This window comes from uncultured Sutterella sp. (genome assembly GCF_937923675.1).
GTDB lineage: Bacteria > Pseudomonadota > Gammaproteobacteria > Burkholderiales > Burkholderiaceae_F > Sutterella.
In genome coordinates, this window is sequence record NZ_CALDXB010000045.1 from 55,791 (window position 1) to 71,429 (window position 15,639).

Annotated in this window: 10 protein-coding genes; 5 read left to right on the top strand and 5 right to left on the bottom strand. The window is 55.5% G+C overall.

Annotated features, from left to right (window positions below; translation table 11 throughout):
- Positions 1–115 precede the first annotated feature (115 nt).
- The 5 genes from Q0106_RS05730 to leuD all read left to right on the top strand — a co-directional run bounded on the left by Q0106_RS05730 (position 116) and on the right by leuD (position 7,758).
- Positions 116–793 carry a TetR/AcrR family transcriptional regulator gene (locus tag Q0106_RS05730; protein WP_297610115.1) on the top strand — a complete coding sequence of 226 codons (678 nt, stop codon included), beginning with the start codon at positions 116–118 and terminating at the stop codon, positions 791–793.
- Positions 790–2,001: an efflux RND transporter periplasmic adaptor subunit gene (locus tag Q0106_RS05735; protein ID WP_297610117.1), complete on the top strand. Its 1,212-nt coding sequence runs from the start codon at positions 790–792 to the stop codon at positions 1,999–2,001. Before Q0106_RS05730 ends, Q0106_RS05735 begins: the two co-directional genes overlap by 4 nt.
- Positions 1,998–5,402: an efflux RND transporter permease subunit gene (locus Q0106_RS05740; protein WP_297610119.1), complete on the top strand. Its 3,405-nt coding sequence runs from the start codon at positions 1,998–2,000 to the stop codon at positions 5,400–5,402. Before Q0106_RS05735 ends, Q0106_RS05740 begins: the two co-directional genes overlap by 4 nt.
- A 215-nt stretch (positions 5,403–5,617) precedes the next feature.
- The gene (gene leuC / locus Q0106_RS05745) at positions 5,618–7,075 is read left to right on the top strand and encodes a 3-isopropylmalate dehydratase large subunit (protein WP_297610122.1); all 1,458 of its coding nucleotides are present in this window, start codon (positions 5,618–5,620) and stop codon (positions 7,073–7,075) included.
- Between the two features lie 23 nt (positions 7,076–7,098).
- Positions 7,099–7,758 carry a 3-isopropylmalate dehydratase small subunit gene (gene leuD / locus Q0106_RS05750; protein ID WP_297610125.1) on the top strand — a complete coding sequence of 220 codons (660 nt, stop codon included), beginning with the start codon at positions 7,099–7,101 and terminating at the stop codon, positions 7,756–7,758.
- Positions 7,759–8,102: 344 nt separating this feature from the next.
- Here the strand turns inward: leuD and Q0106_RS05755 are convergent, their stop codons facing one another.
- The 5 genes from Q0106_RS05755 to Q0106_RS05770 all read right to left on the bottom strand — a co-directional run bounded on the left by Q0106_RS05755 (position 8,103) and on the right by Q0106_RS05770 (position 15,628).
- Positions 8,103–9,293, bottom strand: coding sequence for an AAA family ATPase (locus tag Q0106_RS05755; protein WP_297610128.1), 1,191 nt, complete (start codon positions 9,291–9,293; stop codon positions 8,103–8,105).
- 167 nt (positions 9,294–9,460) lie between these two features.
- On the bottom strand, positions 9,461–10,342 hold the full coding sequence (locus Q0106_RS05760) for a hypothetical protein (RefSeq protein WP_297610131.1): 882 nt from the start codon (positions 10,340–10,342) through the stop codon (positions 9,461–9,463).
- A gap of 5 nt (positions 10,343–10,347) precedes the next feature.
- The gene (locus Q0106_RS05765) at positions 10,348–10,914 is read right to left on the bottom strand and encodes a hypothetical protein (protein ID WP_297610133.1); all 567 of its coding nucleotides are present in this window, start codon (positions 10,912–10,914) and stop codon (positions 10,348–10,350) included.
- Between the two features lie 39 nt (positions 10,915–10,953).
- Entirely contained in the window at positions 10,954–11,361 is a 408-nt protein-coding gene (locus Q0106_RS11885) for a helix-turn-helix domain-containing protein (protein ID WP_366139486.1), read from the bottom strand.
- A 250-nt stretch (positions 11,362–11,611) separates the two neighbouring features.
- Entirely contained in the window at positions 11,612–15,628 is a 4,017-nt protein-coding gene (locus tag Q0106_RS05770; RefSeq protein ID WP_297610135.1) for an autotransporter domain-containing protein, read from the bottom strand.
- Positions 15,629–15,639: the final 11 nt, after the last annotated feature.

Here is a 15,639-nt window from a genome sequence, read left to right on the forward strand (position 1 = left end):
CAGAGAGTATTGGCTCTTTGTCGATATCAGGGTTTCTCCACTGGCTAGAATTCACTTACCGACCGGTTAGTCAATAGCGCCGGCAGAAAGTCTTCAAGAAAGAAAAGAAAGCGTCATGGAAGCACACGAATCCAGAGAGTCTCACCAGGGCGACTCGCGGGAAGCCATCCTCAATGCCGCGGAAACCCGCTTTGCCGCAGCGGGCATTGACGGCGTCTCCATGCGGGAGATTGCCGAAGACGTCGGCATCACCAAGGCGGCGCTCTACTACCACTTCCCCGGCAAAGACGCCCTCTGGCTTGCGGTCTGCGAGAGACTCGCCCGGATCCACATCACGGGACTCACGGAAGCGGTGGCGGGCATCCCCGATCCGCGGGAGAAGCTGAAGCGTTTCGTGAGCTTTCTCGTCGACCGGTTCTTTGAAAACCCGAACCTGTCGCTTCTCATTCAGCGCTCCATCCTCGATCCGGACGAGGAGCGCTCCCGGAAATGCTCGGACATTGCCTATCGCGAAACCTTCCGGATCCTTTACGACCTTGCAGGGAAACTCGGCATCACGGAGGACCGCCAGCACTGGGCGCTTCTCGTCGCCGGCATGTGCCTCATGCCCTTTGAAGCGAGAAAAACCCTCGAGTGGCTTCCCGGAGCTGAGGAAGGAAACTTCACGCCCGATCGGATCAAGCGAAGCATCCTCAGAATCCTTTTCCCTGAAGGCTTTTCATGCACGCCGCCCGGGGAGTCGCAAACGAATTGCCGATCAAGCAAAACGTCCGAACCGGGAGAATCCAGATGAGCCGCATGCAGTTCTCCGCTTCAAACTCTCTGAGCCCGATTTCCGCTTTGAGCCGCTCCCTCGCCATACCCCTCGCTATTTCACTCGCCTTCTCTCTTGCCCTCTCCGGCTGCGGGAAGGCTGATGCGCCTCTTCAAAAACCTCAAACGGAGCTCCCCGTCGAAGCCGTTGAGATCATTGCGCCCCTGAGCGTCCCTCAGTCGATCACCGCGCTCGGCGAAGTTGTTCCCGACCACCGCGTGGAAGCCGCGAGCCGCCTCTCGGCCTACATCGAGGCCATTCCGAAAAAGGAAGGCGACCTCGTGAAGGCGGGCGACGTGGTGGCCCGGCTCGACTCCCGGGATGTGGAGGCAGGCGTGCGGACAGCCGCCGCGAAAGTGTCGGCGGCTGCAGCAGCCGCCAGGGATGCGGCGCTCGACCATGAGAAATTCTCCGCGCTCTACAAAGAAGGCCTCGTATCGGAAAACGACTGGCGGAAGATCACGCTCAAAAATGAAGCCGCCCAGAGCGACAAACGTCAGGCTGAGGCCATGCTCGCTGCCGCGAAGGCGCAGCTCGCCTACACCACCGTGCGTTCGCCCATCGACGGCCGGGTCGCCCGGGTTCTGAAGCGCGAGGGCGATCTTGCGCTTCCCGGTCTTCCCATTGTCGTCGTTGATTCGGAAACGAACCCCAAGGTGGAATTTTCAATCCCGCAGAACCAGCGTCAGAACCTTCAAACGGGCACGGAAGCCCTCGTAAGGCTTGAGGGCGACGATTCGCCATTCACGGGAACCATTGAGCGCACGACCGAATCCGCCGACCGGATTTCGAGAACGACTCTTGCGCGCATTGCGTTTTCCGAGGACGATCGGACCAGGGCCGAAGCGCGCCTCAGGCCCGGCATGTACGTCCGGGTTGAAGTGAAGCTCGATGGCGGAGCGGAGCCCGCCTCGCCCTGGATCCCTGAATCCGTCCTCGCCACCCGCGGGGGACTTGAAGGCGCTTTCGTCCTTGAGGACGGAAAGGCGAAGTTCAGGTGGCTGAGAATTGGGAAACGTCAGAACGGTCAGGCTGAGGTCCTCGCCGGCCTCAATGCCGGCAGCGAGAGCGACTCCCTCATCAACCATCCTTACGGAACGCTTCGCGACGGGAGCCCCGTGAAGGTTTCAGAGACTCAAGACCCCTTGAAGGACGCCGCATCGAAGCCTGAAGGAGCGAAGGAATGAAACCCAAATCCGACGCGCCTCAAATGCATTCCAGCGCTCCCAGGGCGGAAGATCTTGCTTCCGCAGAGGATCTCAAAAGCGAACACACGATCACAGGCCGGATGGCCGCGCTCTTCATCGATTCAAAGCTCACCGTAATCGTCATGATCGCGGCGCTTCTCTTCGGCATCTGGGCGATCCTCACGACTCCCCGCGAGGAGAACCCGCAGATCACGATGCCGGCTGCCGCCGTCATTGCCGTGATGCCGGGTGCGGAGCCCGCGGAAGTGGAAGCGAAAGTCGTGAGGCCCTTGGAAGCCATCATCAACCAGGTGAGCGGTGTTGATCACGTCTGGGCGACTGCCAGAGATTCCGGAGCCCTCGTCACCGTTCAGTTCAAGGTGGGCGAAAACAAGGAAGCCTCGCTCGTGAAGCTCGCCGACCGCGTGATGGGCGGCAGGGACGCCCTGCCTCCCGGCGTGATCGGCCCCTTCATCAAGAGCGCCGACGTGGACGACGTGCCGATTCTCGCTGTGACCCTCGTTTCCGACAAGTACGGGGACTATGGGCTCAAACGCATTGCCGAGAGCGTTCTCGACGACCTATCGGGCCTTGAGGACATTTCGACGACCGCGGTCTACGGCGGACGGGACCGGGAGCTTCTGGTCACGGTTGAACCCGAAAAGCTTTCCGCCTTCGGTCTTTCCTTTGCGCAATTGAAGCTCGCGCTTGCCGCCTCAAGCGTCGCCGGGCCCCTCGGGAACATCATGGAGGACGGGAAGGAAGCTTCCGTCCGGGTGTCGGACTTCATCGAAAGCGCCGAAGACCTTCGGAATCTCGTTGTCGGGATGTCGCCCGAAGGCCGTCCGATCCATTTGAGGGATGTCGCCCGCATTGCCGACGGTCCGGATGAGACCCGAACCCACTCCACGCGCTTCGGCTGCGGATTGTCCGGAACGGACTGCAGGGGAAATGCCGGAGAGGTTCAGGCCGGAATCGACGAAAAGGAGAGCGTGACGCTCGCCATCGCGAAGCGCAAAAACGCCAACGCCGTGACGGTGGCGGAGGCCGCCATTGCGCGCATTGAGCGCATGAAGGGCTCCGTCATCCCGCAGGATGTCGGCGTCTACGTCACGCGAAACGACGGCGACAAGGCGAACGATGCCGTCAACACCCTGATCGAGCACCTCGGGATTGCGGTCTTCGCCGTCGTTTCAGTAACGCTCGTTTTTCTTGGCTGGAGAGCCGCCGGGATCGTCGCGATTACGGTGCCGCTCATTCTCGCGATAACGCTGGGCGTCGTCGGACTCACGGGCTTCACCATCAACCGACTTACGCTCTATGCGCTCATCATTGCGCTCGGGCTCCTTGTCGACGATTCGATCGTCGTCATTGAAAACATCGTGCGCCACTACGGGCTCTCCCCCATACGTACCAGAGCGGACAAGATGGAGCGCTCGATCGTGGCACCCGGCGAAATCGGAAGCGCGACGCTTCTCGCGACAATTGCCGTGATGCTCGTCTTTGCGTCCCTCATTCCGGCCCTCACCGGGATGCCGAAGCAGTACTTCTATCCCGTGGGCTTTGCCGTGCCGGTGGCGCTTGCCGCCTCCTTCCTCATTGCCTATACGGTCGCCCCCTGGGCGGCGCTCCGGTGGATGCCGGCCCCGAAAGTGAAGCCGGTGAAGAACAGTGAGGCAGCTTCCAGGGCTGAGGACATTCCGGGCGGAAGGCTCGGAACCTGGTACAGCATTCCGGCAAAGTCCCTGATCGGGCATCCGAAGCGCGAAGCGCTTTACGTTCTCATTCTGATTCTCCTCATTGCGCTCTCCTTCGCGATGCCCTTCTGGCAGCTCGTGAGGCCTTCGGGCCCGGGCGGTCCCTCGCCCGAGTTCGGCGTTGAAATGGGGTTCCTGCCGAAGGACAACAAGAACACCTTCAACGTGACGGTGGAGATGCCCTCGGGAACCCCGGTTGAAGTGACCGACCGCGCCGTCCGGGACGTAGCGGAGATCGTCTCCCGTATCCCGGAAGTCAGAAACTGGCAGAGCTCCTCGGGGCTCGCCGACGTTCCGGACTTCAACTCCATGATGCGGATGAGCCCGGAGAAAGGAAGCACCATCGGTGCGGTACGCGTGAATCTCACGGACAAGAAGACGCGGGAGAGAAGCTCGATCGTCATTGCGGCTGAATTGCGCGAGGCGCTCAAATCCGTTTCCGCCAGATGGCCCGGAAGCACCATTCAGGTCCTCGAAGACCCGCCGGGACCGCCCCTCAAGGGGACGCTTTATGCGGAATTCTACGCGAAGGACCCGGAGCTCCTCCGTTGGCTCGCCGACAGGGTTGAAGCGGAATTCCGCTCGACCTACGACATGGCTGAAGTCACGAACACCGCAAAAGCCGACCGCCCTCAGATCGCGCTCTCGATCGACCGGGAAAAAGCGATCCGCGCAGGCGTCCTTCCAGCCTTGGCCGCTCATGAACTGAAGGCTCTCACCGACGGGTCCGTCATCGGCTACGCCCATGCTCCTGGCGAACGCCTCGCCCAGCCTATCCGGGTGGAAATCGCCAGGGGCGAAGCGTTTGATCCCGCATTTCTATCCGGCGTCACGGTACCGGGGTTCGCGGGCGTGCGCGTGCCGCTCTCGGAAATTGTGACCTCCGTCCCGAGAACGGAGCCGAGGGAGATCGACAAGAAGGACGGCGTCATGACGGCTGCCGTCGGTGGCGAACTCGCCTCCACGACGCCTACCTACGCCGTGCTCGATCTTGACCGGCGGTTGAGCGGCCTCGCCCTCCCTGGCGGCGGCACGCTTGCGACCGGGAACCTCACGTGGGCGGACGAGCGCCCCGACCTCACGCGCTCGAGAGCCGTTCTCCTCTGGCAGGGCGAAATGAGGATGATGCTCGACAGCTACCGGGATCTCGCGAAGTCGCTCCTTCTATCGGTCGGCGCCATCTTCCTGATCCTCGTCGCCTACTACCGCTCCTTCGGTCTTGCGATGATTGCGCTCTCCGCGGTGCCTCTCTGCTTCATCGGGATCTTCCCCGGGCACTGGCTCATGAACGTGCAGTTTTCAGCTTCGTCCCTTGTCGGCGTGACGGCAATCTCGGGGGTCGTGGTGAGGAGTTCGCTCCTCATCATCGACTTCGTGATCGATTACCTCAAGGCAGGACTGCCCCTTAAGGACGCACTCATTGACGCGGGCGCGGTGAGGCTGAGACCGATTCTTTTGACGACCCTTGCGATTCTCCTTGGGAGCGTCATCCTCATCCCGGATCCGGTCTTCGGAGGCCTGGCAATTACCTTCATCTTCGGCACCGTCGCCTCAACCATAGGCACGATCTTCCTCGTTCCAGTGCTTCTCAACTATTACTTTGCGAAGCATCCGTACACGGCTCCGGAAGGAGGCGTAAGGTAAGGAGAAAAACCTCTCTCCCGTTTTGAGGGAAACGAATCGCAGTCGTTTCGGGGATGAGGCGGCATCGCCGCCCCACCCGAACGCCCGCGCGAAGCGGGTGGCCGGGGATGCCGGGATGGGTCAGAGCTTTCTCCGAAGCCCTGCTGACCCCGGCCGACTCCCTGTCCCTTGCCTCACGAAACGGGACGAAAATCAGAAAAGGAGAACCCCTCAACATGACGGCACTTTCAAAGGAATGCTCAACTCCTCGCGCTTCTGTGCGTCCCCGCACGCTCTACCAGAAGATCGTCGACGCCCATACGGTGAAGAAAATCGATGCGGGAACCGTGCTTCTTTACTGCGACGCGCACTTCGCTAATGAATACACGTCGCCCCAGGCCTTTGCGGGCGTGAGGGACCGCGGGATTCCGGTAGCGGTCCCCGATGCGCACCTCTGCGTCGTCGACCACATCATCCCGAGCGAGGACGTCACTCCCCGCGTCATTCACGACCACGCGAGCCTCGTTCAGGCGGAAACGCTCGAAGCCAACTGCCGTCATTTCGGAATCGACGCCTTCTATGGGCCGAACGACCCCGACCAGGGCGTCGAGCACGTTCTCATGGACGAACAGGGGCTCGTCCGCCCCGGAATGGTCGTGATCTGCGGCGACAGCCACACGACGACGCACGGGGCTCTCGGGGCGCTCGGCTTTGGGATCGGCACGTCCGAGATCGAGCACATCCTCGCGACTCAGACTCTCGTCTACCGGCTTGCGGGCAGCATGAGGATTGAGATCAGAGGGAAATTGCCGTCGACAGCGACGCCGAAGGACCTTGCCCTCACGGTGCTCTGCACGATTTCCGCCCGCGGCGCTCTCGGCAAGGTCGTCGAATACACGGGCGAAGCCGTCTCTGCCCTCCCGATGGAAGGGCGCTTCACGCTCTGCAACCTCACGGTTGAAGCCGGCGCCAGAGGCGCCCTTATAGCGCCCGACGACAAGGCGATCGACTGGGTGAAGACGCATGCTGAAGGGCTCTCGGAAGAAGAATTTGAAACCATGGCCGCTTACGCGAAGACGCTTCGAAGCGACCCGGATGCTGAGTGGGATGAAAGCGTTGTGATCGACGCTTCGAAAGTCCGCCCGATGACCACCTGGGGCACGTCGCCGGATCAGGCAACGGCGCTTGATGAACCCATCCCCGACCCAGAAGATTTCCAGGATCCGATCCAGCGGGAAGCCGGAAAGCGCGGGCTCGAATATCAGGGACTTGAACCCGGCCGCACGATGGCGGGCGTTCCGATTCAGCATGTCTTTATCGGTTCCTGCACGAATGCAAGGCTCTCCGACCTCCGGGCGGCCGCAGCGATTTTGAAGGGCCGGAAAGTGCATGCGGGCGTCCGGGCTCAGGTTATGCCGGGATCCATGCGCGTGAGGCGTGAAGCGGAAGCCGAGGGGCTCGACCGCATCTTCAAGGACGCGGGCTTCGAATGGCGTAAGAGCGGCTGCACCCTCTGCCTCGCTATGAACGGCGACATCCTGGGCGACGGCGTTCGGTGCGCCTCCACCACGAACCGCAATTTCGAGGGACGCCAGGGACGAGGCGCGAGAACGCATCTCGTGAGTCCGGAAACGGCGGCGGCTTCTGCCGTCATGGGAGTCCTTACGGACCCCAACACGCTCGAAAGGCTTTAAGGATTGTCCGGAGGAAAAGAAAAATGGAAAAGTTCTCAACCCTCACTGCGGTTGCCGCGCCCATCGATATCGACAATCTTGACACCGACCAGCTGATGCCCAAGCAGTTTCTGCACGGGATCGACAAGTCCGGACTTGCTCAGGGGCTTCTCTGGAACTTCCGCATGAATGCGGATGGAACGTCACGGAACGACTGCGTTCTCAATCGCCCCGGGTTTGAAAAGACGAGGATCCTTGTCTCCGGTCCCAACTTCGGCTGCGGCTCGAGCCGCGAGCATGCCGTCTGGGGACTGATGCAGTACGGCATCCGCGTCGTCATTGCGCCCTCCTTCGGCGAAATCTTTTATTCGAACTGCTTCAACAACGGCCTCCTCGCTGCCCGTGTAACGCCTGAGGACGGAGCGGAGATTCTTTCCGTTCTGTCGGAGACGGAGCCGGTGGAGCTTACGCTCAACCTTTCGGCTCAGACGATTGAAGCCGCTGGCGCGCATAATCCATGGCGCTTCGACATCGCACCGCGCCACAAGCAGATGCTTCTCGACGGGCTCGACATGGTGGATGCGACGCTTGCCGACAAGGCGACGATTGATGCGTTCAGAGCGGCTCATGAGAAAGCGTTCCCCTGGATGGCGGGACTCCCGGGGAAGCGGAAGCGTTTGCGGGATGCGGGGACGCAAGCGTGAGACTATGCGTGCGTTTACGCCATTGGGCCTCAGATGGCTGTTCTTTGAGGCCCTTATGAGAGCTGCGAGATCCCGGGCTGCCGCTTCGACTCAGGATCTCCTTTGAATTCGACTGGTTGCATCGATGAGATGCGGCGCCCTCCATTCGGCGAATTCAGCAAACGGCGTCTTTCTCTGCGGCGAGGAGCTTCGCTTTGTCCATTGGATGGGCTTTTGCCAGCCTTCGGGTGGATTGTCATCACGAAAAGGATGACCCGGACAATCAAAGGAGAATCCACTGAGAGAAGGATTGCTGATTCCTGGTATTGATCGCTGCGCGCGGGGTGGCGCAGTTTTATCCCGCGTTACTGGTGCATTGGCGATCCGCGCTTGAGTTTATCTTCGGCGCAGAGTTCCTCCAGAAAATGCTCAACCTCTTTGTTGGGGCATCCGAGTTCCACCTCGGCCATATTGAGCTTCGACTTGATGGTGAGGCAGCCCGTCTGCACGAGAAGCGCCTTGAGGGAGATATCCTGGCCGGAGCTGAAGCCTTCGAGCTCATCCAACGTGATGCTTGTGGGCTTTTTGAATATATCGGGCGAGCGGAGTGCCTGGCGTTTGATGAATTCCCAGAGGGCTGAACGCTCTCCTTCATTCCTGCACCAATAGTTCTGGAAGCCTTTTTCCGGGTGGCTGAGGAATTGCAAAACCGATTCAGGGCAGAAGACTTGCGTTTCTGCTTCGGAGTCGAAGCAGAAGCCTCCATAATGCCTGCGCATTTCCGTTAGAAGCTCTTCCCTGCTCAGATTAAGTACAACTTCGGCATTCTTCAGATAGTCGCCGAAGTTGCTTTCAATCTCAGCTTCGGTAAACCCGAGCATCGTTCCATAGTCGGGATCGAATGTGATGTCTTCGAGAATGTTGAAGCCGCCGAAGATGCCATTAAATACGATTCTAATCTCGCCCGTCACGAAGAGAAATCGCAGGCAACCTTCGTATTCCTTGATCGCAGCATAGAACTCACTCATGACACGGCTCACTTGAGCAAAGAGCTCGGGATCGTCAAGGGAATTGATCAACGGCACGTCGTAATCATCAATCAGTACAACGATTGAATTGTGATTGAGTGTACTGAGCCATACCTTCAATTGATCGATAAAGCGGATAGAAGTGTTCGTCGGATCGAATTTGAATCCTAATGGAGAGAAAGAAGATGCGATGAAGCTATTGAATGCTACATGAAAACTTTCAATTATCTTCTGATTCTTAAACAATGAGAAATCAAGTCGAACAACAGGAAATGTTCGATCAGAACTGAGATTTTGAATAGCAAAACCAGCAAACTCGTTGACGCCAGATTTGAACAGAATTTCAAAGGCAGAGACAAGCAATGACTTCCCGAACCCACGCTGACGGGATATGAAAATTTTTCTGCAATCAGGGAACAGGGTGCAAATACGTTTTATTTTATCAAGGTCGATTTGGATAAATTTCCCTACTTCGCTGAAGCCTGAGCGCTCCATATGAAACAGTGCATTTTGATGAATTTCTTCCATACCTTAAATTTAAATCTCTTTTTACAATATTAATTACTCAAGAGAACTTCAACAATTTATGCAATTGTATCATTCAACAAACAATCTCATCATAAAATATCAACGCGAGACCATTTATTTTCAAATATTGAAAATTGCCAGGCAACACCAACGCCTAATCCCAATAACTAAAAAGGTTTGAGAGGCCGTCTTGAATTACTTAAATACAAATCACCATCGTCTTCATAGACATCCCCCAGCAATATTCTAAGAGTAATATTCAGTCGTCTAGCATCATTACTGATCACAATCTTCCCATTTTTATAGCACCCCATCTTTAGCTTTGCATCAAATTGCTGAAATTTCTGCATCTTTGTCATTAAATCTTGCTGTTTATTTATCAACCGCATAAACAAACGCCCTGATTGCACAGGCACATCTTCTCTAAATGATTTAACGCTTTCTTCGTCAAAGAAGCTATTAGTCAAAAATTTCTTGATGTCTTCAGATTTTGCCTCAGGAACATAGTAGTCAGCAAAACCCGGTAGCGCAGATTTAATCGTCTGCACACTTACAAAGGATAGTTCACGAGTTTTTTTGTTATAAACACCGGTAATGCTCGACGGGAATGCAAAAGCACTTGAATTTATATGTGCGACTGTATCTCCATCATAGAGACCGAGAAATTTGCTTCGATCGGCGAAATAGTAGCTTGTAAAACGCTGAATAAGGATCAGATCCGGAAGTTGAGGAATGCGAGTCAACAAAGCATTGCATTCTGCCAAGTCATCCACTTTAGTTAAGGTGTCCTTATTGGATCCTGACAAGATGGCATCAAAAACTTCAATTGTCTTATCTGGATCGTCATACCCATCAATATAAAATCGTTCACTATCTTCGGTTTTATAAATATTAGTAAATTCCACCTTAGTTAACTTAACGAAGGTAAAATATTGATTATAAAGAATATCGCTTAACTCTTTTCTAACCTCAGCCGACAAAGGAATGCGCAATGCTTTTACCTCATCGTCTACGCCCAGAAAAGTAACAGCTGACACAAGTTCATTCATATCTCTCACCTAAGCCCATAAAAACAACTATCGGAAATTTTTGCTGCGTACTCTATTGATTTAGGGCGCAATCTTAAATTATCAATAAGCAAAGTGGCCGTTTCTCCATCTGAAAACACCACCTCATAAAACCGTAGGCCACAAATTCGGAGTAAAGGAGAAAACGCAATAGTCATAGAGATCCATGACAATGAGAGCAACAATAAAAGCCCTAAAATCCAACCACCAGGATCCAAAGATTCACCTGACCCCATAAATAACGGCAGGACGTATGGCAAATAAGACAAAATACTATCCGAGCCAAGCTCTTTGTAAGAATTAACTCGAACGGGGGCCACATCTATTTTTCCAGATAAAAATTTTAAAAACTTTACCACCCCAAATCCAATACAAAGATTCAAAACAATTACCACAAAGACCAATAAAAACCGTAGGTAATCAACATCTATCAGGGACTCAGTGAGTTGAGATGAAAGTTTCTCTACGATCCAGTCAGCATACAAATAAGTAAACGTTATACTTAATGGTAAAACAGTTGCCAATGATATGATGGCTCGATATAGATCGTTCATTTTTCAATTCATCTCTGTTTAATTACAAAATTAAAGAAATTAAAATTCATTTCTATTCACTGACAATAATTGTCTCTTAGGCCCAGGTTTTTGACAATGCTCATCAATCCACTTCCTAGCAGTACTCGATGAAATGCCTGTAGCATTGCGAATCTCGCTCCATGAATGTCCGGAGAGCCGTAACCGAATAACATGCTCCCTGACTTCCTGAGGATAGCGATACTGGTTCTCAGAGATTTCCGTACGAAAAGTCCCACGCTTGAAGTCACGACTCCAATCCCGTACGGTATTGACCGAGATGTTGAGAATTCTCGACGCCTTGGTATAGCCGATCCCATGCTTGAATAGCTCAAGAGCCTGAGCACGCTTCTCCTCAGAGAGAGCTCTGGTTTCCCGTCTCTCCGTTACGCGAATGGAATCAATCTTCGGAGGTTCTGGGTTTGTCATTACTACCCCGCTCGTTCTAAAACCATCAGAGAGAAAAAGGCCCGTTCCCGAACTAACGCCGGAAACGGGCCTGAACACGCCTGAGTCGAGAAATTAAATGCCTGTACACTAAATTCCAGAACTCACAATTGAAGCTACTCTTTTCCTCTCTTCCACCTTCGTGAGAAGGCGGAAGAGAGAGAGAACATGAGTTTTGGAGCCCCGGGCATGAGTTGCCTCACTTAAAGCCCGGGAACTCATGCTTCAATGATTAGAAGGCGTAGCGGACGTTGGCATTGAACGAGTTGTTCAGACGATCGTCGCCGCCCGCCGTGAGGCGGTAGTTGAGACCGAAGGTGAACGCGCCGTTCTGCGCTTCAACACCGAGCGTGCCCTGAACCGGGTTGGTGTCAACGACACGAGTCGTTTCGGTAACACCGCCGTAGTAGGAGGCAACCGCATCCTTGTCGCCGAAGGTCGGGACAACAGAGACATCAGCCATCGGAGCAACCTTCCAGCCGTTCGTCTCGAAGGTCGAGGAGACGGCGACGCCGAGCGGGAGCTGGTAGACGGTCATATCGTCGTAGTCAGCACCGTACTTGGAGTCGTCCATCGAGAGACGATTCAGGCGGATGCCGGCGTGCGGAACAACGTTGAAGGCGCCGGCCTTCACGAGAACTTCCGTACCGACACCGACAGTGAAGATGTCGGCATCAAGCGATTCCTTGACGGAGCCGAAGTAGGCGGAAGAAGTCGAAAGGTCGTTCGAAGCCTGGGTGTAGCCAATGTCAGCCTTGACATTGAACATGCCGGTCGAATAGGCGCCGTAGGCCGAGAAGCCATAGTAGTCGGCGTCGTTGTCGACCTTATAGCCCGAGCCGACGGAGTTGCCGTCGCCGGTACCGACATTGAAGGCAACACCGAATACGCCGCCGCAGACAGCGGTGTAGTCAAAGCCGAGAACGGCACCGTAGATGTCGGTCTCATAGCCCTGGCCGTTGCCGTAGAGGCGCTTGGCTTCATTCGTCGTGCCGAAAACGTCGACCCACGGCGTGAAGCCCTGGACGCGTTCAGCATTGACGAGCGAAGTACGGCGATCGAGCGCCGCCGTCACCTGGTCGTTGTAGTCGAGGGCAGCCGTGAAGGCGCCGCCGGCAACAGCCATGTTGGTGGCAGCATGTTCCGCAGCAACGACATCAGCGATGGCGGCATCGTACGAATCTTCAAACAGATTCTCGACATCAACCACCTTCACACCGGCCTCCAGAACTGACGTGTCAACTTTACCGTCTGAAGCCCAAAGTGCGTTGGTGCCTTCCTTAACCAGACCAGCAGCGATGGTTGCATCAAGAGCCTTCTGTTCGGCCGCAGCTTCAAACGCACCCCAGTTCGTGTAGATCGTGTTGGCGATCACATTGCCCTTCGGAGCCGTGTAGGTTTCGACGGCGTTCTTGACGAGTTCGCGCGTATGGAAGCCGGCGTAAACCATGTCGCTGACTTCGGAGTCGTTGACCAGAACGTCAACAAAGCCATCTGCGTCGGCAGTGGCGTTTGTATAGAAAACGTTGCCGAAATCAACATCAAGATTCTTGAGACCCGTACCGAGGTTGAGAGAGCCAACACCGTTCTCACCGATCGTCAGAACATTGGCATTCACGCCCTGAGCCTTGACAGTTGCATAGGCAATAGGCGTGTCATTGTTGTAGATGCCCTGCGTCTTGTCGTAGCCCGCAGTGGATGCGACGTTTTCGAGATCAATGACAACAAAGTTGTTATGCGTGTTGGCGCGAGTGGTCGGCAGGGCGAAATTAGCCTTGGCAGAGGAAAGAATCTGCTGACCAATGTAGATAACGCTGGCCTTCGGTTCATCAGCGGCAAGATCAGACTGAATCGACGCAAGAGCGGAAGCTGCCTCTGCAGCATAATCGCCGAGAGCGAGGTAAGAACCCGCGTCGACGGTGAGATTACCGGTATACGTATTGTCCTTGACATTACCGAAGTCAAGCGCCGTATAGGTCTTGTTGCCAACCTTGTTTTCAGTCGTGGTGCCAAGCAGCGTGAGACCGCCGCCGGAAACCGTAACATTGCCCTCGCCGGCAACATCCGTGAGCGTCCAGTCACCGGCCGCAACCTTGAGGCCGGCTGTGGTACCAATCGTCACAATCTTCTCGAGCCTGGCGCCGTCCGTGGCTTCTTCGCCGAGCGTCACGGCATCGAGCTTGATCGTCTTAACCTTAGATGCGTCAACCGACTTGTCGAACGTGAGGAATTCGCCGTTGGTGCCGCGGATGACAAGCGGATTGGCCGTTGCATCTGTACCAGCAAGAGTAACGGACGTAACGGCAGTGCTGCCGGTCTGCTTAACAACGACAGAACCAATCGTTGTCTTGTTGGCGACCTTACCTTCGGCGGCGGCAGTCGTTGCTGTCAGATCAACAGTAGCCGTCTTAACGTTCAGGCTATCGACATCCTTCAGCTCGGCATTGCCCTTATTGTCAGCGCCAACGAGCGTAGCGGAATCAAAGACGATGTTGCCAACCTTAGCCTGAGCATCCTTCCACTGCTTTGCAGTGATGTTGCCGGCATAGGCGGTTTCATAGGTCGTGCCAGTATCAGCTTCATCGTTGAGAGCCGTGCCGAACGACGTGGCTTCGGTGTACTCGCCGTCAGCCCCTTTTTTGAAGAGGTTCTCGTACGAGGTATAAAGCTTGCCCTTATTCGTAAACTTGCTGGCAACGACATCCGTCGCAACCGTACCGACCGTCAGCTTGCCGCTGTTGGTCATGTTTGCATTCGAAGGAGTGTCACCTGCATTGGTCGAACCAGAAAGATCGAGCGTATCGACCGTCAGTTCGCCATAGGTTCCGACCCTGACCGTACCTTCCTTACCAACAACGAGGCTCTTCAGCGTGTAGGCACCATTATTAATTGCAAAAGTGCCGGACTCCGTTTGCGAACCCACCTTGACGCGATCAACATTGCCCGTCGCGGTGACGAAAGAACCACCGTTCAGGGTCAGAGTCTGACCATTCGTGCCATGGTACTGGTCCTTCGTTGAAGTCTGCGTGCCTTCCGGGGCGTGCGTAGTGCCCTTCGCATAGGTGGAGTTGTAGTCGAGAAGCTTGAACGTACCGCCTGCGTTGACCGTCACATTTGTCGCAGTGAACTCGGCAGCTTCAACTTTCTTCGCAGCGTCAGCAACGACCTTAGCAGTAATGGTCTCAAGAACGCCGCCCTTGCCGATGGTGATGTCTTTAACGGTAAGGGTGCCGTTGTTCACGACAGAACCGCCGTTCGAGATCTCAAGTCCGTCAACATCCAGCTTTGCACCAGCAGCGTTGGTGATGGAGGAGCCATCAACAACATACAGATCACCGCCGACAGTGCCGGCGTTAGTGACCGTCGAGCCGTTCTTCAGGGTGACGTTGTCAGAGCTGAATTTACCGGTAGCCGCCACATTGAGCTTGCTGGCGTCGAAGTTCAGCTGAGTCGTGGAACCCCGAGTTGTATCGCCGAAAGCAACTGACGTGTCTGTTTTCTTCTTATAGGTACCGACAGCCAGTTCGCCGGCGACATCAACAATCGAATTCGAGATGGTTGCCGTCTTCCTCTCGCCTTCTTTAACTTCGGTGCCAAGGTTCAGGACGCCGTAATTCTTATCAGCGACAGTAAGCGTCGTGCCGTTAATGAGAGAAAGCGTGGAGCCAGCAGCAAAGATCATGCCGGCAGTTGCATTGGTTTTGCCGGCGAGCGTGATCTTGGCATTATCGAAGGTGAACTTCGTGCCCTTAGTGTCTTCGGTAGCCTTACCGGCGAAGAAGTTCGCGTTCGTCACAACGACTTCGGCATTCTTCACAACAGTGGCGTTAGCCTTCGTGGCAACCCACTGTCCATCGGCATCTTTGGTTTCAGCAAAAGCGCCGAAGCCATTGCCATCCCAAGTCTTAACGTCCGAAGAACCGGTAATGACCAGCTTGCCGCCATTCACCACGAGGTTCTGAACTTGGTTGAAGCCGTTGACCGTAAGCGTGCCGCTTTCGAGCGTCAAGTTCTTGACAGCAGCTTCCGTGAGATCGCCGGACTTGAATGTCGTATCCTTCGTAATCGTATACGGATCAGTCGTGGTCTCGGCATCAGCAGCCATGACGGCGCCGGCGGAGAGCATGAGAGCGGAAACCGCAGCAGCGACGACCGTCTTGACAGCCTTGCCCTGATAGGAGGAAGCCTTCTCGCTCGTCACGACTGTGCCGCGTGTGAGGGAGCGGGCGACCTTGAATGTCTTATTCATTGTTAGAAACT